Below are 18,662 nucleotides of genomic sequence, written 5' to 3' on the forward strand. Positions count from 1 at the left end.
ACGCTTTGAAATACTGTTGTTGCAACATTGTGCATAGCAGTGGCGGACTTAACGGCTTTGGCGCGATGAATGGCCATATAGCGCTCACCCAATTACTCGCATACTCACGCGCTTGCGACTTGTCAATTGCCGTGAGCGCGTTAAGCCCTCTCGAAATCAGTCTCTTCAAATAGTGCTGATTCCTAGTACGTTTAAGTTTTCTTGTTTTCCAGCATGTGAAACAGTGGCGGTGCATGCATTAAAAAATTCTGATGCGAAATATTCCAGGCGTAGGCGCCGGCGAGCGGAAATACTACTGTGTCGCCAATGGCGATTGAGGCCACTTGTTGTTGCCGGGCAAAAACATCCTTGGGGGTGCACAGTTGGCCCACCAGCGTTACTGATTGCTGCGTCAGTGTCTGACCTCGCCTGGTGCCGGGGATCACCACGAAGGGGTGATTGTGCGCCTGCGCGGCCGGCGTGCGGAAGTGGTGGGTGCCGCCACGGCAGATGGCGAAGTATTCCCCGTGATTGCGTTTAATGTCGAGTACTTCAACGGCGTAGTAGCCGCAATGGGCGGTCACATAGCGACCGCATTCAAAGCGCATGCGGGTATCTATCATGGCTTCTTGGGTGATGAGCGTTTTGAGATTCTCGCAAAAGCGCGTCCAATTAAAATGTGGCCATTCACCTGTGCCCGTTAATTGTTTTGGGCTGGCCGCATAGTCGATACCCATGCCCCCGCCGACGTTAAGCACGGGTAGCGTTAAGTGATAGTCGCGACACCAGTGTTTAACGGTGCGGCAATAGTGCTGAATTAACGCCAGCTGGGCGAGATCGTCCAGTTGATGCGACAGGGAATGAAAGTGAAAGCCCGCCAGCTGTAATCGCTTGTTGCGGGCAATCAGCTTGAGTGCTGTGTCCAGCTCCGAGGGATCGATGCCGAAGGGCGTGGGTTTACCGCCCATCGCCAGACGAGTGCTGTGCACGCCGTTTAGGGTAATGTTCATGCGCAGGAAAACCGTGGCGGAGCAATCGAGCTGGTCGCTCAGTGTCGCCAGCCGTTGCAGTTCGGTGAGGCTTTCCACATGGAGAGCGTCCACGCCGGTTTGCAGCGCCAGGCGCAATTCGCTGTCCATTTTACCCGGGCCGCCAAAAATAAGCGGTATACCCGGTTGCTGCTGTTGCAACCAACGCAGTTCTCCGCCTGAGGCCGCTTCAAAACCTGCCACAATGGGCGCCAATGTCGCGAGAATATTAGCATCGGGATTGGCTTTAGCCGCGTAAAACAATTCGGCGTTGTCTGGCAGTTGATCGACCATTGACTGTGCGTGGCGGCGCAGTTCGGGCAGGTCGTAGATGTATGCGCACAGCGGGTCGTCACTTTGTGCACGTAGCTTTTCTAACAGCTGTGTATCAATCACGCCTCGCCCTCCAGGAATTGGCTGCCAGTGGCAATCGCCGTTATTGGGTTGGTTAAATCCACATACCCCGATCGGCGGTCCGCCTGTTGTAGCAGTCGGGTAGTAAAATTTGTTTTGCAGGGAATTGGGGCGCCCTTAAGCAGGGCCGTAAGCTCCGGTTGTTCGCCGTTGCTGCGCTGCCAGCGATCGATTATCTGTCCAAGCTCCTGCCACAGTTGCTGTTCGAGCTGGCTTCTGCCATCGGCGCAGTGAAAAATTGCTTCGCTTAAATTATTCACCAAAACACAATAGGCTATGCGCTGCCACGCTTGGGTACGGGTGTAGTAGACAGAGGTGCGCGCGCGCACTGATAAACCTGTTAATCGCTCTTTCGGCCAGTGTTCAGCCAACAATTTAGTGCCTTCGAGATCGCGAATCCAAATATGATCTGGCCAGTCTTTGGTACTGCCAATTAATACATTTTGCAGGTGTGGCTCAAAGATCACCCCTTCGATAAACGCATAGTGCAACACGCCTGAAAGCAGGCATTGTGCGTAGGCTGATAGCCATTGGCGAGCAACCGAATCATAGTTTTGCCGTCGCTTGTTCGCGATCTGATTGATGCGCGCGGTGGCGAGGCTGTGACCGTCGCTGTCGTAGGCGAACAGGCTGGCGGCCACTTCTATCTGTGCGCCTTTTACGTGTTGTGCACCCGTGAAATTATCCCGGTATAAAATACCAAAGGATTCCCGCAAGCACTGCGCGCCGTCTAGCCCTTGTTGTTTGGCAAAGGTCTGTAAGTTAATGGTTGTGGCAATGGGCTCCAACAGACAGGAGAAGTGTGGAAGTTGCTGTTTGAGCGCGCGCTCCAATGGTCGCAGCAAATCGGTGAGCGCCACGGCACTTTCCAGCTCGTACCACGCATTTTTTCGCACGCAGTTGGTGAGGCGGACGTGGATGGAAAATTTTAATTGTAGCGACAGTTCAGGATGATACAAGGTGCGCACAGAGGAGGTGGGTGCCAGGCTTTTGCCCAGGCACCCCAGGGGAGTCATCAGCCCCGCATCAATGGCAGCGCGGGCCAGTGGCTGACGCAGAATGTACTGCGCCTCCCAGGGGTGACAGGGGTAGAGGCAGTCCGCCTGTTCGTGTAAGTTTTCGAACAGCGCGGTAGCCGCGCATTGCGTGCCTATTTGTTCTATCAGTTGTGGTTGTACGCGAAACCAAAACAGTGGAAAGCGGGCGTAGAGCTCGGGCGAACAGGCAAGCATGTCGTCCATGCTCACGCCATGCCGACTTTTGGGTGCAGGGTGAAATGCGTGGCCCCATACCAATGATTGCTCGGCCCCCAAAAAAACATCCTTGGGTGGGCGCTTTTGTGCGCGTCGATTGAGAAAAGCCTCACTGACTCTAATGCTGTTTTGAATTTGCTCAAATAAATCGCCGTTGTAGTCGGTGCGCAGCCTATTTGCCATGTGTTGGAGCAGCAGATGGCTGAGCTCCGTGGCCGCGATCCGCTGCCAACTGCCATCGCGCTTAAGGTAGGGCGCGGAGACAAAGCGACAGCGGCCAAGTAGGCCGATGTGATCGGCACAGATTAGTAGCTGTGTTTGTGCGTCAAAGTGAATGTGTACCAGCTGGCCTTGGCCGTGCGTGAGTACGCGCGGCGCATGAGCAACTTGCGCGTTAAAAATTACTTGGTGCGTGGGTAGCGCATATTCGCGCAGATAGCAGTTAAGTAGGCACTGAATGGCATTGTGTTCCGCCAATTCGCGGTGCAACCACTGCGTTGTATTCGATAAGCCAGGGTGGTGTGCTGCGGGAGATTCGGATGACCGGGTGTTAAGCGGAGTAGTCAGCATGCTTGATACCTCTGGAGTGTTTGATCAGTAAAGCGGTACCCAAGGCGGCGCAAACCGCCGCGGCAATGAATGGGCTTCGAGTATCGGTTACGCTTACGCACAGCCCGGCGAACAAACCCGCACCAACGCCCGCCCATTTTCCGTAAGCATCGTAGCGGCCAAATAATGCCCCTGCGCGCTTACTAGATTTAACGTGTTCGCTGAGCAAGCGGTGTAAGCCGTGGTAGGTCAATAGCATGCCCAATCCAAATAGCAGGCGTGCTAACACCAACAGCCAGATGTCGGAAAGCAGGGTATGTAGCACGCAAGCGCACAATAGCAGCAGCAGCCCCGTGCGCGCTTGCGCGTCGGCGCTACCGGGTACTTTGGGTAGTGCAAAGGCTCCCGCGAGATACACAGCGTGGGGCAAGCTGTACAGCAGGCCCGCCAGGCTGTCGGATTGGATATGCAACGCTTGCAAGTAGTCTAAAAAATAGGGAAAGGTGAGCACCATTGCGGCGCAAAATAAGAATTGAAGCGCCAGTACGCCGTTTAGCGTTACTTCGGGTGCAGCACCGTCCGTTGGTCTACATGGCGCGGTCAATTTTTCTGCACTCATTGGTGTGGTGTTTTCTCGCTTGTCTTGTAAGCTCCGGTCGGAAGGCAAGCGCAGCGCCAGTAAAAATGCCAGTAGTGGCAAAAATGCCAGGTACTGATAGATTGCAAGCGGGTTGGTGCGCTGGGTAAATAGCCCGATTACTAGGGGGGCGGTCAGAAGCGCCAGGCGCGCAGATACCTGTGTGAGGTTTAAACTTTGCGCCAGTCGATCGCCCTGCATTTGCGACGACAAATAGGCGTTGGAGGCAGCCAGCGTACCTCCGCACAAACCTTGCAACGCCAAGCCTGCAGCAAATATAGGTATGCTGGTGGCGCTTCCCGCTACCCAAAAACCCAGCGCCAGCCCCAGTTGCGCGCGCAGCAGCGAACGACGTTTGCCAAATCGATCGGCAAAGCGACCCCAGTGGGTGGCGCTGAGCGCTGTGCAAACAGTGGGTAGTGCAAAAAGTAGTCCCACCAGCAGTATGGGTGCCTTGGGGTCTAAGGTATCGAGCATGCGCGGTAGAAACAGTGGCATACCCAAAACCGTAAAGGCGGCGAGAAAGTGACAGGTCAGTACCGCACTTTGCAACTGCCAAATGTGCCCGGCGCCGCGTGCGTTAGTCATGCCATGGGCCCCGTAGAAAATTGGGCGCCGTAAGCCCGTAGTGCTTATTGATATCAGCTGCGCCGCTGCGCACTTTGGTGAGCAAACTACCGGCACTCAACAAGTACTTTGCGTAGAGCTTCTCGCTGTCGAGCAGGCAGGCGCGTGCGCAGTGGGTATCTGCGCCAGTGGCGCTCAGTACGGAGAGTTGCTTGTCGATTGCCTGCTGGAGCAGCGTGTACAGTGCGCTTCGGCGGGCTATTTTTTTTTCAGCCAGAGCTTCGAAAATTGCGGCAATGTTCAGTTGCAACGTGATGGTGGTAAACATTTGCGCCAGCGGCAATTCGTTATCAACCAGCAGCCGCGTGTCTCGCAGCGCTCTGGGCAAGTGTGCCAGCTGGGGGGCAGCTTGATTAAAGCGCGCCGGCCACAGTCGGGCGGCGTCGTTATCTTTCATTAGCAAGCCGAGCGGCGCATTGTGATTGAAAATCAGCACCGCATTTTGTTGGTTTGCTTCCAGAGCAACGCCATACACAATCCATAGCCTTATGTGGATACCGAGCATTAACTGCAAATACTGCTCGAGCCAGGTATGAATGTCGCCGCTGTAGTATTGCGCGGCCAGCTGTTCGACATACAGGCGTCCGTCGGGCAGTTGCGCAGTCAACGCCGCTACCGGTACCAATGCGGAGGGGTTATCTTCCTTTGTCACCGCGCTGGGGTATTGCCGAACTATGTAGGCCAACCGCTTGTCGTCGCCCACGTGGGCGCCGTGGGATTCGTCGCAATGCAGAAAACTTAGATGGCGGTCGTGGTTGGAGAGTTGGGTAAGAATTTGTGCAAATTGATGACCGTCGTACAGTGTGCTGGGTTTGATCAAGCGCAGATTTTTGTTGCCCAATGTACGCATGAGCAGCGGCAATTTAATGTGCGTTGCCGGCGCACTGCACACCATGACGGTGCGTACCGACAGCGTGGGTTCAACTTCCAGGTAGGCCGGCTGAAGTTTAATGATGCCCTCGGGTAAGAATTGCAGGCTATCGTAGGTCAACGGGTGTACGGGTAACAGGGCGTGCGATTGTTCGAAATCTGCCGGTAGTCCCAGATCGCCCATGCTGGGCCAACAGGCCGGCGGTGCGGATGTTTGTTGCAAGAGTTGACGTTCTACCGCCAGCCAGCGCAAGCGAAATTTTGGTGCAAATTCAGGCGCGTAGTGCCGTAGATCCTCTGAACTAAAGCCCACTTTGGCGCGTGCCGTGGGATAGTAGGGATGATCCTTAAATGCCGCTAATTGCTCGCTGAAAAGCAGCCGGTCGTGCCACTGTTCACACGCAGGTAAGCCGCTTTGCCATTGCAATTCGCGCGCCTCATAGGCCGCACTGCAAAGTTGTTGGTGTTCGACCGCACTTTCTGCCTCCGCCTGGTAGGTGGCCAGGGCGGCACGAGTCTCATCGTCTTCGCGCTCACCCAACAGCGTTAGCCAGGCGGCAAAACCCTGTTGCCACTGCCATTGTTGCCCGTTGAGCGCGAGCCACCAATCGCCGGTGGCGCGCCATGGCTGCATGTACTGCGAGGGCTGTACAGGTAAACACAGTATCTTTTGCCGCCAAAGAATTTGCAGGCAAAGATGGTTGTCAAAGCGCGCTGCAATTGCCGGCGGGGCGATAACTTGGGCGCGGTCTAGAAGGCCAAATACGTTTTCGCGCAGGCAGGCATCAATGATACGGCGGCTAATTCGACAGACGCTCATGCTTGAATCTCCCAGGATAAACTTTTTACAAATTGGTCCATGGCGGGGTGCAGAGCCGACTCGTTATCGGTGCTCGCCGTTATGACTCCCAAATAATCTTTGTTGGAGTGACTGAGCTCTATTCGCTCACCGGGTTGCTTGAGCGGCTTAAACTGCAAGGTTACATTGTGCGCGCGTTGGGTGTGGCCCGGTTGAATCTGGACAAGATGGCCGGATTGAGTGGCGGGCAGGTAGCGGATGAGTGCGCGCGCGTCGGACGTCTGAGCAGTATGGACTTCGGGCATCTGTGCCAGCGGCCTGCCGGCGTGCAGTTGTAGAATGGTTTCAAACCAGTTGAAGGGCAGCAGTTGATCCAACAGAAATTCGCGCTGGTCGCCCACGCTGCGATAGTTGATTTCAACCAGTACCGGCCCATTGGGTGTGGCGATAAATTCGCTATGACAGGCGCCCAGGCCCACGCCAAATTGTTTAATTTGAGCGACGGCTTCCCGCTGGTACCGACGACTGATTGGCCCCTGCCACTGGGCTTGTAGTTCTACAAAGTGGGGCGGCGCCGACAGCGTGACATCAAAGCCGCCCACTACCACTAGCGCGTTGCCGTCGCCCAGGGTTTCGAGTGTAAACAAAGGCCCTTCCAGTAAGCCTTCTAGCAGCAGCTCCCCCGCGGGGTGCTGGCGATAGAAGTTATCGCGGCACAGTTGCAGAGCATGGGCGTCGTTGCATCGCTGTACGTGTAATCCCGAAACGCCTTCGGCGGGCTTGGCTATCAGTGGGAACTGGAGGTCCTCGGGCAGCGGTGTATGCGCAGTCAGGCGCCGCGACCAGGTGCTGGGTAGCGCTAACTTGGCCAAGTGCTCCCGCATGGAGTGCTTGTGCTTGGCGCGGTAGCAGGTGTGCCAATTTTTGGCGGGTAAGCCCAGGTAGTCTGCCACCAGCGCAGTGGCCGTTTGCAGGTGATCGCTGTTGGTAAATACCAGTTGTGGGTGCAAGCCCCGCGCCTGCACACAGGCCAAAATGGCCAGCGGGTTAAACACATCGCATTCGATGATGGCCGCTGGTGCGTGACTGGGATGTTGTTGGTAGTAGTGGCCGTAGGCGCGGCCGTGATCGGTCACCAAGGTAACCCGATAACCTAATTTGTGCGCAGCCGGAATAAAGCCCTCGGTGACTGCGCTGTTTAATACCTGTGCGATGAGCAGCATGTTGCGGTGCATGCAGATCTCCCTGAATTCGAATGAATGGGTCAACCTGCCTGCGGCGTATCGATCGATTGCCGGTGGGTGGGAATTGATATGGCGCGCACTCTACCGAATGCGTATTCAATTTTGCAAATGATAATTGTTCTTGTTTATTTTTTTGTCGCTCATTGCCTCTTGGTGACGCCAGTTTCCGATGAGTCGCTTGACGCCTATTCGCCGAAGTTAAGATAATAATCGTTCTCATTTGTGATTTAAGGCGTACGGATGTTGGTTGAAAATGCACTGCGGAGAAAAATGGAAAATGGTACGCCAGTATTTGGATTGCTGAACTCACTCCCCTCGCCGCTGGTGTGCGAAATGCTAGCCTATGCCGGTTACGACTTTGTGATCATTGATACCGAGCATCAGCTGTTGTCAGCTGAGGGGTTGCAGCAGTGTTTGCGGGCTGCGGCGGCGGCGGGGATTTGCGCGTGGGTCAGGGTGCCGCTCTGCGAGCCTCAAATGATGGCCCGCGCGCTGGATTTTGGTGCGCAGGGCATAGTTGTGCCGCGCGTGCGCAGCCGAGCGGAGGCCGAAGCCGCGGTGGCGGCGGTGCGATTTCCGCCGCAGGGCACTCGCGGAATCACTGGTGGACGAGTTACCGGCTTTGGTCGGCTGGGCATCGATGATTACATGACACGGGCTAACCGCGCGGTGATGTTGGTGCTAATGGTTGAAAATCCCCTCGGGCTGGCAGCGCTACCTGATATGCTGACCTTGCCAGGAATCGATATGGTGTTGGAGGGAGCGCTGGATCTGAGTATCGCCATGGGGTATGGCAGCCAAGTGGGGCATCCGGCTGTACAGGCAGCGCTGCGCACTATGGCTCGACACTGTGCCGAGGCGGAGGTGCCCTATTGCGCCATTCCTCGTCAGCCGGGTCAACTTGCGGCGTGGTGTGACGCCGGCGTGCGCGCCTTCGTACTTGGCGAGGACAGGGGAATTATTTTTCGCCAGCTACGCGATTATCTGGCCGCGCAAAAAGCGCAACTGCCTAATCTGCCCAAGCCCGACGCTGCGGCTGGGGCAATTGTTGGCGAGTTGCGGAGACGCGGAGCGGCCGTTTAATCGCAGGGGCAGTGTCGTCGAGCGCAGCGCACTTGCGGATGCAAAGCTAAACCCCTAGCGTTAATGCGCTAATTCCCAAGGGGCGGACGCTGGTTAAGGCGCGGCGTGGACAGGTGCGTGCACAATAGACCGCGTGCCAGCACTATTGATTTTCAGCAGCGGAGAGATGTGCACATGCAATACACCTTCAATCGTATTTACCCGACTGGACTAGCGCAAAGCATAACGGGCCTGCTGGCGCGGGCTTTGAGTGTTGCACTTCTGGCCGGTCTGCTGGCGCCCCCTGCCTTGGCGGACGCCAGTGGCGTACAACGTGTGCTGGCGGCACCTGATCGCGCGCAGGCGGATCGGGCTCGCGATCAGCGCGATAAAGCTGCCGAGGTCATCGGCTGGATGAACATCGCGCCCGGCAGCAAGGTCGTAGATATCTTTGCCGGCGGTGGATACTGGAGTGAATTATTTGCCGCTGCTGTGGGGCCTAACGGACAGGTGTTAGTGCACAATAATGCCGCCTATCGCCAGTTTGTGGGCCCGGATGTGGGTAAACGTTTTGCGGGTAAAAGCGGTCCGGCGCAAATTCACGATCGAGAGGTGTCGAATCTGGCGCTGGGACACAACCAGCACGACTTAATGTATATGGGGCTGAGCTTTCACGATCTGTATTTTGTGAATGAAAAGGATGGTTGGCCGGCCATTGACGATAGCCATTTTATTGCGCAGTTGTATCGAGGCCTGGTGCCCGGTGGTCGCCTAGTAATCGTCGATCACCAGGCGGCGCAAGGCAGTGGTGCCGCGGCGGCGCAGGCTTTGCACCGCATAGAAAAAGCCTTTGTGGTACAGCGTTTGACGCAAGCGGGCTTTACCCTGCGATCGCAAAGCGCACTGTTGGAAAATGCCACGGACGACCCAGCTGTCAGTGTGTTTGACGCCAGTGTCCGGGGCAAAACCAGCCGTTTTCTATTGGAATTTGTGAAGCCCGCGCAATCTTGAGCGCTTGGCACCGTTGAAAGTACTCGCTGGGCGATTACGGGATTCATGGCGAGCGCAGTGCGGGAATTTAGAGCGTTAAACTCATACGTGTATTACTCGCCGACAGGCTGCGAACCCCGGCCAAGTGCAGCACTACATCGAGTAACTCATCCCAGGGGTTGGCCATGCGCATACCTTTAACGGCGCGATCTATGCCGTTGGCCTTGCGCAGCAGCATCTCCAGTTCGGCGAGCCTAAGCCTGCCCAGGGCTGTTTTAATAAGATTTTTGCGACTGTCCCACACGCCCGCTTGTTTACAGGCCCAGTCGAAATTACTGCCGTTTTCGGCGCCGTGCGCCACTTGAATGAGGCTGCGAATTTCGCGGGCCAGTGCCCATAAAATGGCGAGGGGTTCGGTGCCTTCTCCGCGCAGTCCTTGGAGGTTGCGCACCGCGCCTTGGGTATCGCCCATTAGAGCGCGGTCCACCAGGCCAAATACATCGTAGCGGGCCGAATTAGCCACGACGTTGCCCAATTGCTGTGCCGTAATGTGTCCGTCGTCGGCCAACAATTTCAATTTTTCGATTTCTTGCGCGGCGGCCAATAGATTGCCTTCGATACGGGTGGCGAGCATGTCCACCGCCGTGCGGTCGGCGGTTAGTCCCGCCTGCTTCAGCCGGTTGTTCAGCCACTGCGGTAGCTGTGCGCTATTGATTGGCCAAATTTGTACAAACACGCCGGCGCTTTCGAGCGCGCCGAACCACTTGGCCTTGAGACTGTTGCGATCTAATTTGGGCAAAACCACCATCAGCAGGTTGTCATCGGGAGGTTGCTGCGCGTACTGCTGCAATGCTTTCCCGCCCTCGGCGCCGGGCTTGCCATTGGGGATGTGTAATTCGATGAGTTTTTTATCGGCGAACAACGACATGTTGGCCGCGGCGTTGGCCAATTGATGCCACTCAAACTGGTTGTCGGTTTGGTAGCGCTCGCGCTCGCAAAACCCCTGGGCTCGCGCCGCTGCGCGCAGGGCGTCACAGGCTTCCTGCACCAGCAGATGCTCGTCGCCGCTAATCACATAAATAGGCGCCAGCCCTTTGTTAAGGGCTGCGCTCAGCTGTTCAGGGCGCAGGCGTGCCATTGGCGTCCTGTGCGGTTACCGCGTTTGTTGGCGGCGTTTTGATAAGGAAGCTCAGGCGGCGAATAATCTGGCTCGCGAGATCGCGCGTCATTTCGCGCTGGACTAATTCGCTTTCGCTGGCAGAACCGAGCACTTGGTTGGCGTCGAAGTTGACGCTGCGGGTGATTTGTACTTGGTCTGGCAAGCCGAGCAAGGCTCCGGCGGGATTGCGGAATTCGAAATCGGCACTGCTGATAAATTCGTACTGAGCGGCGAGTGCGTCGCTGCCGAGGGCCGCTGTGCGACGATCCTTGCGCTCGTTGGCGATGGCCAGTGTGTACTGTGCATTGGCAGCCGATTGCGCCACCGCGATGTCGCTTGCTTGCAGTTGTTGGCTCAGTGCTTGATGGAGACTGGCGCTGGCGCCTTGGATGTAGATGCTGTGCAGATCGCTGGGTAAGTTCAGGGAACCGCGCAGGTGCCAGCCGCAAGCGGAGAGCAAAAACACGCAGAGAAGGGCCGTAGCCCGCGTCAATATTTTCATGTCGATCCGTGTAATAGCGCCGCACCCAGAGGTGCGGCAGGTGATTATTTCACCGCGAAGGTGACCAGTTTGCCCGGAATTACCTTGCACATTTTGATCTCAACCCCGTCCAAAAACTTTTGCACATTTTCGTTGGCCTTGGCCAGGGCGATAATGCTGTCGTTGTCGGCGTCGGCCGCCACGGTGATTTTAGCGCGTACCTTGCCATTGATTTGCACGACTAGTTCCAGCTCACTTTTTACCAGTGCTGCATCGTCGACTTGTGGCCAACCGGCATCCAGAAGATTGTCGCTATGGCCTAAAGCCTGCCACAACAGGTGGCAGATGTGCGGCACGATGGGCGCCAACAACTGTACGGCGGCCACCAAGGCCTCGCGCTCTACGGCCAGGTCTTGGTCGGCCTGGCGGTCAAAGCGCGAGACCTCGTTGAGCAATTCCATCACCGCGGCTATGGCGGTGTTGAAGGTTTGGCGGCGGCCGTAGTCGTCGCTTACTTTTGCAATGGTTTCGTGGGTCTTGCGGCGCAAATCTTTTTGCGCGCCAGTGAGTTTGTTCACATCCAGCGCAGGTGTCGTGCCGGCCTGCTGGTGCGCGTAAACGGCCTTGTAAAGTTTGCGCAAAAAGCGGTGCGCGCCTTCCACGCCGGCGTCGTTCCACTCTAGCGATTGCTCGGGCGGTGCGGCGAACATGGTGAACAAGCGCACAGTGTCGGCACCGTATTGGTCGATCAACTCTTGTGGGTCCACCGTATTGCCCTTGGACTTGGACATTTTGGTGCCGTCTTTTAATACCATGCCCTGGCACAGCAAACGTTTAAAGGGCTCGTCGCCGCTCACCAGGCCTTCATCGCGCATGAGCTTGTGGAAAAAGCGCGCGTACAGAAGGTGCAAAATAGCGTGTTCGATACCGCCGACGTACTGATCCACGGGCAGCCAGTAATCGGCCGCCTGCTTGTCGATCATGCCGCCGTCAAAATTGGCGCAGGTGTAGCGCGCGTAGTACCAGGAGGACTCCATAAAGGTGTCAAAGGTATCGGTTTCGTGCTCGGCTGGCTGGCCGTCAATCTCTGTCTTGCGCCAGCTTTCGTCTTGCTTGATCGGCGAGTGGACGCCATCCATGGTGACCTCTTCCGGCAACAGCACGGGCAAGCGCGAGGCGGGCACAGGTATTTCCTGGCCGTCTTTCAGATACATCACTGGAATTGGCGAACCCCAGTAGCGCTGGCGGGATACACCCCAGTCGCGCAGGCGGTAATTGGTGGTGATTTTGCCTTTGCCTTCGCTCTCGAGTTTTTTGGCAATAGCATTGAAGGCGGCTTGGAAGTCTAGCCCGTTAAATTCACCGGAGTTAATGAGCGTGCCTTTTTCCACGATGGCGGCTTGGCTCAGATCGCCTTCGCCGTCGATCACTTGCGCGATGGGCAGCTGATATTTCTGCGCAAATTCGAAGTCGCGTTGGTCGTGCGCGGGCACGGCCATGACGGCACCGGAGCCGTAATCCATCAACACATAGTTGGCCACCCACACGGGCACGGGTTCGCCAGTGAGCGGGTGTAGAGCGGTGATACCTGTGTCCACGCCTTTCTTTTCCATGGTGGCCATATCGGCCTCGGACACAGATTGGATTTTGCACTCGGCGATGAACGCGGCCAGAGCCGGGTTGGTTTCAGCCAGTTTTTTGCTGATGGGATGCTCGGCGGCGAGGCTGACATAAGTGACGCCCATGAGGGTGTCCGGGCGAGTGGTGTAGACGTCGAACGCTGTGTGTTCGCCCACGGCCTCGGCCAGAGCGAAGGTCATGTCGACGCCCTGACTCTTGCCAATCCAGTTGCGCTGCATGGTGCGCACCTGCTCTGGCCATTCGTCGAGTTGGTCTAAATCATTGAGCAACAGCTCGGCGTATTCGGTGATTTTAATAAACCACTGGGGGATTTCCTTGCGCTCTACTTTGGTATCGCAACGCCAGCAACAGCCGTCGATCACCTGTTCGTTGGCCAGTACGGTCATATCGTTAGGGCACCAATTTACCGCCGAGACCTTTTTGTAGGCCAATCCCTTTTCGATCAGACGGGTGAAGAACCATTGCTCCCACTTGTAGTAGTCGGGCTTGCAGGTGGTGACTTCGCGACTCCAGTCAAACCCAAAACCCAAGCGCTTCAACTGGCCGCGCATATAATCGGTATTGGAATAGGTCCACTTAGCTGGCGCGGTTTTGTGCTTGATGGCCGCATTTTCCGCCGGCAGGCCAAAGGCGTCCCAGCCCATGGGGTGCAGGACATTCTTGCCCTGCATACGCTGGTAGCGGGCGATAACGTCGCTAATGGTGTAGTTGCGCACATGGCCCATGTGCAGCTTGCCGCTGGGGTAGGGGAACATCGACAGGCAGTAGAACTTTTCGCGCTGCGCGTCTTCAGTCACGGTAAAGCTCTGGCGCGCGTCCCAGAAAGCCTGGGTGGCAGATTCGATCTGGTCGGGATGGTAGTGTTCGTCGAGCGGCAGGTTAGTTGTCACGATAGGCCTATACTTACTGGTAATGTGTGCAGCGCGGTCTGCGCAAAGCGGCCAATTATAGGGCCTCGGTTGCCAGAATGGTACGGCGAAGGGACGGTGGTTGGCGATTTTGCGCAAGCCCTGTGAATGGGAGGTGACAGCATGGCAGATTTTCGCGATGAGCAAGACCCGGGTGGCGTCCAAAAACCCGATCTGTCGGAGCAGCTGAGCGAGGCATTAGCCTCTGAAATCGGCAGCTTCGTCAAACTGGAACTGGCCGCCGAACAGATGTTGGAAGAGGAGGCTTCGCTGGTGAGCGCCTACCTGAAGGACGATGTGCGCCATGCCCAGTCGTATTTGGCCGACCTCAAGTCCGAGCTGTTGTTGTTGGAGTCGCGCGCGGCCAATTGGCTATTGGAGGCTGCAGATCCCACTTCGGTGGATTGGCTGCAATTGCAGCGACACATCAGTCACGGCGAACAGCTGGCCATGGCCGACGAGGTGGTCGAAAATGGCCGATTGCAGTGCCTGGCTTGCGGGGCTGTCACCCGAATCAAAGGTACCGTAACGCTCGCGCCTTGCCAGGCGTGCGGCTGCGATCTGTTTAAAACCCTAACGGCGCACTAGCCCGTGACCCTGCTCCACGACATACCCATCGCGCAGTTAATGTCGCGCCGGCTAACCTGCGTGGCGCCTGCAGAAACCGTGGCCAATGCCCTCCATATTATGCGCAGTCGCAATGTTTCCTGCTTATTGGTGAAGGATACGGGCGGCTTGCGGGGCATTATTACCGAGCGCGACTTGGTGACCCACGTCGACAGTTTGCTCGCCCAGGGGCGATTGAACGCCCAGCAGCTGGGGCATGTGGGCGGTATCATGGCCGAGCGCCTGGACACCGTGTACAGCAATGACAGCTTAGTGGTTGCGCTGCAGTTGTGTATGGCCAAGTCGATTCGCCATTTACCAGTGCTCAACGAGGCCGGCGAGCTGGTGGGCGTGGTCACCCAAACGGATCTGGTGCGTGCCTACGCACACATTTTGGAGCGGCAACTGGCGCTGGAGACCGACAATGAGCGATTAAAGGCACTGAGCTTGGTCGATCCGCTGATGGGTATTGGCAACCGGCGCGCCATGGAGCGCGATATGAGTTACACCCAAGCGGCGGCGAAGCGCAAACAGGCCCCCTATGGGTTGGCATTGTTAGATATTGACTGGTTTAAGCGCTACAACGACCACTACGGCCACCAAATGGGCGATGAGGCGCTTCGGTCTGTGGCCAAGGCTATCGCAAGTACCCTGCGGCAGGGCGATCGACTCTACCGCTATGGTGGCGAAGAGTTGATGCTGTTGTTGCCCGACACCGATGCCCGAGGTGCTCATCAGGCCGCAGAGCGGGCCAGGGCGGCGGTAGAACAGCTCGCTCTGCCGCACCAATCCAGTCCCCTACAGGTCGTTACGTTAAGCGCTGGCGCCGTGGCGGGCTGCGACGAGGATTGGCAAGCCCTGGTGGCGGCGGCCGATGAGCAGCTGTACCGCGCCAAAGAGGCCGGCCGCAACCGGGTGTGTTGAGCGCTGACTGAGTGGCGCGGCGCTTAGCGGCGAATGTCTCCGGCGGTAACATCTTATTGTCACATTTCGAAACGAAAATGCTGCCTTTTTTGGAATAAGAGGAAAAGGCATTGGCTCCGAATTGCTCTATGGTAGACTCATTCGCCTTGGGGGTTGCCCTTCAGACACCTGTAGATAACAACAATAAAATCTACAAGATTAGTGCGTATACCTATAACGATAAGACGTGTTTTGCGAGTCGAGATGTACATTAGTGACAGCAAATTTACCTCGGTGGTGCTGAGCAACCGCCTGGGGCAATCGGTGGACGTCGATGTATTGTGCCACCGGGATGCCAGCCACGATTTAGTGGTGCTGCGCATCGCAGATAATATTGCCGCCCGTCGGCTAGCCAAAAATATAGAACCCTTTGCCAGGCAGCTGATGAGCCTGTGCGACAGCGACCACGAGCGCTTGCAAATAGTGGAGTGGCGCGAGTTCGAAAACGGAGCCAATTTATGGCGCTGGCGTTTCAACTGGGTGGCAGACTGCCCTTTGGACGCCAAGTTGATCCCCGTGAAAGCAGGGCATCACAAGCACATAAATGGACTGTTAAGCAGCCTGACGGCTGCAGCCGCCTGAACGGAATTTGGCGAGGAAGCCTTTGTGGCTTACCAGAGCATTGAGTCAATACGAGTTTTAGCGGAGCCGCTGTATGAAGCCCAACCTACTTCCGAACCTGTCCAACGTGGAATTGCACGATAAGGGCGGCAACCCGGTGCAATTACAAATTCGCCTGTACGAGCTACAGGGGAAATATGCCTTATTTATGGCCGACGGCCCGGCCGCCGCAGTGCTTGCGCGCAATGCCGCCACTTTAATCACTCAGTTGGTGGCGCGGTTGGACTTGCCATTGGCCAGTACCCAGTTCTACCGCCATATTTATTTGCCGCACCAGGGCAGCGTGTTTGGGGCTTTCCAGCTAGGCTGGAAAGCCGATCGCACCATTGGTCACTACACCTTTGCCATGATGACCCCGCAGTTGGAAGACCTGAATATTCGCCGGTTTTTGACCGAAGGGCGCCATGTGCCGGTGTCTTACGCGAAACTGCGCAATCTGGCGTCTGCGGTTTAAGGGCTATACTGAGCGGAGCGCGGCCATTTGGTTGTCGCGCCGGGAGCTCATCATGAACAAACCCCATCGCGCTGCCAATGTGCCCTTCGCAATAGATGTGCAGGCGGGCAAAACCTATTTTTGGTGCGCCTGTGGCCTGAGTCAGACGCAGCCCTTTTGCGACGGTAGCCACAAGCCCACACCCTTCCTGCCTGTGGCTTTCACGGCATCGAAAGATGAGAAAAAATTCTTCTGCGGCTGCAAGGCTACCGCAACAACGCCTTTTTGCGACGGCACCCACAATCGGTAACAGTGAGCATATTGGCCCTGATGTTTGATTGCAAAAATCCTATGCTCTGGTCGCCCTGTCCGGCAAACTCAGGTTTTTACCCGCACAAATAGAGCCTATGAACCTCGACGAATTTGACCGCTGGTTGAGCAGGCGCCACTCGGTGCGCGCGTTTACCGACGAGCTGGTACCCAAAGCGTTATTAGACAAAATTTTTAGCGCCGCACAGCGCGCGCCCTCAAACTGTAACTCACAACCCTGGCGAGTGTGGTTGGTGCGCGGAGAGGCTTGCAAGCGGTTGCGGGCCCGATTGCTGGCGGCCATCGACGCCGGCGAGATATACCCACAGGAGTTTCCCGCAGTTGAACACTTTGAAGGGCCCTTGCGACAACGCCAGGTAGACTGTGCCCGGGCGCTCTACGGGGCGATGGGCATTGCCCGGCAAGACAGGGACGCCCGCTGGGCGGCCATGCGGCGCAACTACGCATTTTTTGATGCACCTCAGGTGGCATTTATCGGCATGGATAAGCGCCTTGGTTACAACAATGCGCTCGATGTGGGGCTCTATGTGCAGAACCTGGTGCTGGCGCTACACGCGGCCGGCCTGGGCGCCTGTGTACAGGGCGCATTGGCGCACCATGCACCCATTGTGCGCGAGTGTCTGGGCATCGATGCGGATTGCGGATTGCTGACGGGGGTGTCTTTTGGTGTCGCCGCACAGGCGCCTGCCAATGATGCCCGCACCGAAAGGGCGCCATTGGCCGAGGTGCTTAGGGTTGTTGAGTAATGGGTTCCGATGCGGATCTACGCGCTAGGTGTTTCCGCCGATAGCCATAACCGGCTGCCAGTGCCACAGCGCAAAGGATCATGAGCGGCAAGCTGCCGGTGACCATAAAGGGGGTGTCCCCTCGACGGGGTTGCAGGTTGCCGGTGAGCGAGGTTTGAGCAAATTGGGGCGCCTGGGCGGTAATGCGCCCTTGGGCGTCGATGATGGCCGAAATTCCGTTATTGGTAGCACGCACCACCGGCCTTTGGGTCTCCAGCGCGCGCATTTGAGCCATTTGCAAATGCTGAATGGGTGCAATGGAGGCGCCAAACCAGGCGTCGTTACTGACCGTCAAAATAGCCTGCGCGTTGCGACTGCCGGCGGCAATCAAATCCGGGTAGACAATTTCATAGCAGACGGCGGGCCAGACCGCCGTATCGCCCAGCAGTAGGGGTGCCTGGTTATCTGGGCCTCGGTGCAATACCGACATTGGCAGGTCGAAAAATTCGATCAGCCCGCGTAACTGCTCTTCAAAAGGGACGTATTCTCCGAAGGGCACCAGGCGCTGCTTGTGGTAGACGCCCTGGCCTTGGCCGAGCACCACCAGACTATTGTGATAGCGCTGGGCCAGGAACTTGCGGCCACTGCGCTCGATGACTTGAGGATTATCGACAATGACGCCGGTCACCAGCGCTGTGTGCGTGGCGTTGGCGTGCGTTGCCTGTTCGGCCATGAAGGGCTGCGCATCGCTCAGGAGTGTGGGCAGTGCCGCTTCCGGCCAAATCAGCCAGTCCGCCTGCAGCCAATGGGGTTTGCTTTCGGTTAACAGCCGGTCATAGGTGGGCTCTAGCCAGTCGCGATCCCATTTGTGCTGTTGGGGAATATTGGGTTGTACCATGGCCACCTGTTTGGGTGAGCCGGCGGCTTCGGTCCAGGGCAGCTCCTGGAGGTAGGAGCCGGCCCACCAGACGAGTAGCGTGCAGCTACTTGCCAATAGGGCTGGGCGCCAGCGCCGGCGCCAGAAGTACATAGGGGTAATGGCGGTAAAACATAGCCACAGGCCAATGCCATAGACGCCCATCACCGGCGCCCAACCAGCCAGGGGGGATTGGAGGTGGCCGTAGCCCGCCAACAGCCACGGGAAGCCGGTAAATATCCAGGTCCGAAAACCTTCGTTTAACACCCACAGGAGCGGCAGTGCCCAGAGCGCCAAGGGGCCCGGATTGAACCTTTGCCAGAGCCAAAAAGGCAGGGCAAAGAGCATCGCCATAAAGGCCACAAAGCCGCCGGTTAGGCTGGCGGCCAACCAAGCCGGGGCGTTGCCAAAGGTGTGAATGCTGACG

General features: G+C 57.0%; 17 protein-coding genes. 8 read left to right on the plus strand and 9 right to left on the minus strand.

All coding sequences use genetic code 11. The features are described from left to right. Window positions 1–191: 191 nt before the first annotated feature. The 5 genes from ACW8F6_RS13190 to ACW8F6_RS13210 are packed head-to-tail and all read right to left on the minus strand — an operon-like array spanning window position 192 to window position 7,391. Complete coding sequence (locus ACW8F6_RS13190) at window positions 192–1,403, minus strand: type III PLP-dependent enzyme (RefSeq protein WP_491576341.1); 1,212 nt, start codon at window positions 1,401–1,403, stop codon at window positions 192–194. Further along, window positions 1,400–3,244 (minus strand): IucA/IucC family protein, encoded by a 1,845-nt coding sequence (locus ACW8F6_RS13195; protein WP_491576342.1) that lies wholly within the window; start codon window positions 3,242–3,244, stop codon window positions 1,400–1,402. The genes ACW8F6_RS13190 and ACW8F6_RS13195 overlap by 4 nt, the downstream gene beginning before the upstream one ends. Next, entirely contained in the window at window positions 3,225–4,448 is a 1,224-nt protein-coding gene (locus tag ACW8F6_RS13200) for an MFS transporter (protein WP_491576343.1), read from the minus strand. The genes ACW8F6_RS13195 and ACW8F6_RS13200 overlap by 20 nt, the downstream gene beginning before the upstream one ends. After that, a complete protein-coding gene (locus ACW8F6_RS13205) occupies window positions 4,441–6,177 on the minus strand; it encodes an IucA/IucC family protein (protein ID WP_491576344.1) in 1,737 nt (578 codons plus the stop codon). The genes ACW8F6_RS13200 and ACW8F6_RS13205 overlap by 8 nt, the downstream gene beginning before the upstream one ends. Further along, the gene (locus ACW8F6_RS13210; RefSeq protein WP_491576345.1) at window positions 6,174–7,391 is read right to left on the minus strand and encodes a hypothetical protein; all 1,218 of its coding nucleotides are present in this window, start codon (window positions 7,389–7,391) and stop codon (window positions 6,174–6,176) included. The genes ACW8F6_RS13205 and ACW8F6_RS13210 overlap by 4 nt, the downstream gene beginning before the upstream one ends. Before the next feature lie 249 nt (window positions 7,392–7,640). Between ACW8F6_RS13210 and ACW8F6_RS13215 the strand changes: the two genes are divergently transcribed. After that, window positions 7,641–8,483, plus strand: coding sequence for an HpcH/HpaI aldolase family protein (locus ACW8F6_RS13215; RefSeq protein WP_491576346.1), 843 nt, complete (start codon window positions 7,641–7,643; stop codon window positions 8,481–8,483). 174 nt (window positions 8,484–8,657) lie between these two features. After that, the gene (locus ACW8F6_RS13220; protein ID WP_491576347.1) at window positions 8,658–9,473 is read left to right on the plus strand and encodes a hypothetical protein; all 816 of its coding nucleotides are present in this window, start codon (window positions 8,658–8,660) and stop codon (window positions 9,471–9,473) included. 67 nt (window positions 9,474–9,540) lie between these two features. Here the strand turns inward: ACW8F6_RS13220 and holA are convergent, their stop codons facing one another. From holA to leuS, 3 genes are read right to left on the minus strand one after another with little or no spacing between them, the layout of a single operon-like run. Continuing rightward, window positions 9,541–10,590, minus strand: a complete 1,050-nt coding sequence (holA, locus tag ACW8F6_RS13225; protein ID WP_491576348.1) for a DNA polymerase III subunit delta — start codon at window positions 10,588–10,590, stop codon at window positions 9,541–9,543. Further along, window positions 10,571–11,113 carry an LPS-assembly lipoprotein LptE gene (locus tag ACW8F6_RS13230; protein ID WP_491576349.1) on the minus strand — a complete coding sequence of 181 codons (543 nt, stop codon included), beginning with the start codon at window positions 11,111–11,113 and terminating at the stop codon, window positions 10,571–10,573. Before ACW8F6_RS13230 ends, holA begins: the two co-directional genes overlap by 20 nt. 44 nt (window positions 11,114–11,157) lie before the next feature. After that, on the minus strand, window positions 11,158–13,623 hold the full coding sequence (leuS, locus tag ACW8F6_RS13235; RefSeq protein ID WP_491576350.1) for a leucine--tRNA ligase: 2,466 nt from the start codon (window positions 13,621–13,623) through the stop codon (window positions 11,158–11,160). A gap of 141 nt (window positions 13,624–13,764) precedes the next feature. On the opposite strand from leuS, the gene ACW8F6_RS13240 reads away from it, so the two are divergent. From ACW8F6_RS13240 to ACW8F6_RS13265, 6 genes are all read left to right on the plus strand, one after another. Continuing rightward, on the plus strand, window positions 13,765–14,229 hold the full coding sequence (locus ACW8F6_RS13240) for a zinc ribbon-containing protein (RefSeq protein ID WP_491576351.1): 465 nt from the start codon (window positions 13,765–13,767) through the stop codon (window positions 14,227–14,229). A 3-nt stretch (window positions 14,230–14,232) separates the two neighbouring features. Then, the gene (locus tag ACW8F6_RS13245; RefSeq protein ID WP_491576352.1) at window positions 14,233–15,171 is read left to right on the plus strand and encodes a diguanylate cyclase domain-containing protein; all 939 of its coding nucleotides are present in this window, start codon (window positions 14,233–14,235) and stop codon (window positions 15,169–15,171) included. 243 nt (window positions 15,172–15,414) lie between these two features. Beyond that, the gene (locus tag ACW8F6_RS13250; RefSeq protein ID WP_491576353.1) at window positions 15,415–15,792 is read left to right on the plus strand and encodes a hypothetical protein; all 378 of its coding nucleotides are present in this window, start codon (window positions 15,415–15,417) and stop codon (window positions 15,790–15,792) included. Window positions 15,793–15,865: 73 nt separating this feature from the next. Continuing rightward, window positions 15,866–16,285 (plus strand): hypothetical protein, encoded by a 420-nt coding sequence (locus tag ACW8F6_RS13255; RefSeq protein WP_491576354.1) that lies wholly within the window; start codon window positions 15,866–15,868, stop codon window positions 16,283–16,285. A gap of 52 nt (window positions 16,286–16,337) precedes the next feature. Further along, window positions 16,338–16,574, plus strand: a complete 237-nt coding sequence (locus tag ACW8F6_RS13260) for a CDGSH iron-sulfur domain-containing protein (RefSeq protein ID WP_491576355.1) — start codon at window positions 16,338–16,340, stop codon at window positions 16,572–16,574. A gap of 97 nt (window positions 16,575–16,671) precedes the next feature. Next, window positions 16,672–17,340 carry a nitroreductase gene (locus tag ACW8F6_RS13265; protein ID WP_491576356.1) on the plus strand — a complete coding sequence of 223 codons (669 nt, stop codon included), beginning with the start codon at window positions 16,672–16,674 and terminating at the stop codon, window positions 17,338–17,340. Here the strand turns inward: ACW8F6_RS13265 and lnt are convergent. Beyond that, window positions 17,324–18,662, minus strand: a 1,339-nt coding sequence (lnt, locus tag ACW8F6_RS13270; RefSeq protein ID WP_491576357.1) for an apolipoprotein N-acyltransferase, incomplete at its 5' end; no start/stop codon positions are given. The genes ACW8F6_RS13265 and lnt overlap by 17 nt on opposite strands.

It is taken from the genome of Simiduia sp. (assembly GCF_058345725.1).

Coding starts and splice junctions, on each gene's coding strand:
- ACW8F6_RS13195 (WP_491576342.1), bottom strand. CDS start 3,244: ATGCTGACTACTCCGCTTAACACCCGGTCATCCGAATCTCCCGCAGCA.
- ACW8F6_RS13200 (WP_491576343.1), bottom strand. CDS start 4,448: ATGACTAACGCACGCGGCGCCGGGCACATTTGGCAGTTGCAAAGTGCG.
- ACW8F6_RS13205 (WP_491576344.1), bottom strand. CDS start 6,177: ATGAGCGTCTGTCGAATTAGCCGCCGTATCATTGATGCCTGCCTGCGC.
- ACW8F6_RS13210 (WP_491576345.1), bottom strand. CDS start 7,391: ATGCACCGCAACATGCTGCTCATCGCACAGGTATTAAACAGCGCAGTC.
- ACW8F6_RS13215 (WP_491576346.1), top strand. CDS start 7,641: ATGTTGGTTGAAAATGCACTGCGGAGAAAAATGGAAAATGGTACGCCA.
- ACW8F6_RS13220 (WP_491576347.1), top strand. CDS start 8,658: ATGCAATACACCTTCAATCGTATTTACCCGACTGGACTAGCGCAAAGC.
- holA (WP_491576348.1), bottom strand. CDS start 10,590: ATGGCACGCCTGCGCCCTGAACAGCTGAGCGCAGCCCTTAACAAAGGG.
- ACW8F6_RS13230 (WP_491576349.1), bottom strand. CDS start 11,113: ATGAAAATATTGACGCGGGCTACGGCCCTTCTCTGCGTGTTTTTGCTC.
- ACW8F6_RS13240 (WP_491576351.1), top strand. CDS start 13,765: ATGGCAGATTTTCGCGATGAGCAAGACCCGGGTGGCGTCCAAAAACCC.
- ACW8F6_RS13250 (WP_491576353.1), top strand. CDS start 15,415: ATGTACATTAGTGACAGCAAATTTACCTCGGTGGTGCTGAGCAACCGC.
- ACW8F6_RS13255 (WP_491576354.1), top strand. CDS start 15,866: ATGAAGCCCAACCTACTTCCGAACCTGTCCAACGTGGAATTGCACGAT.
- ACW8F6_RS13260 (WP_491576355.1), top strand. CDS start 16,338: ATGAACAAACCCCATCGCGCTGCCAATGTGCCCTTCGCAATAGATGTG.
- ACW8F6_RS13265 (WP_491576356.1), top strand. CDS start 16,672: ATGAACCTCGACGAATTTGACCGCTGGTTGAGCAGGCGCCACTCGGTG.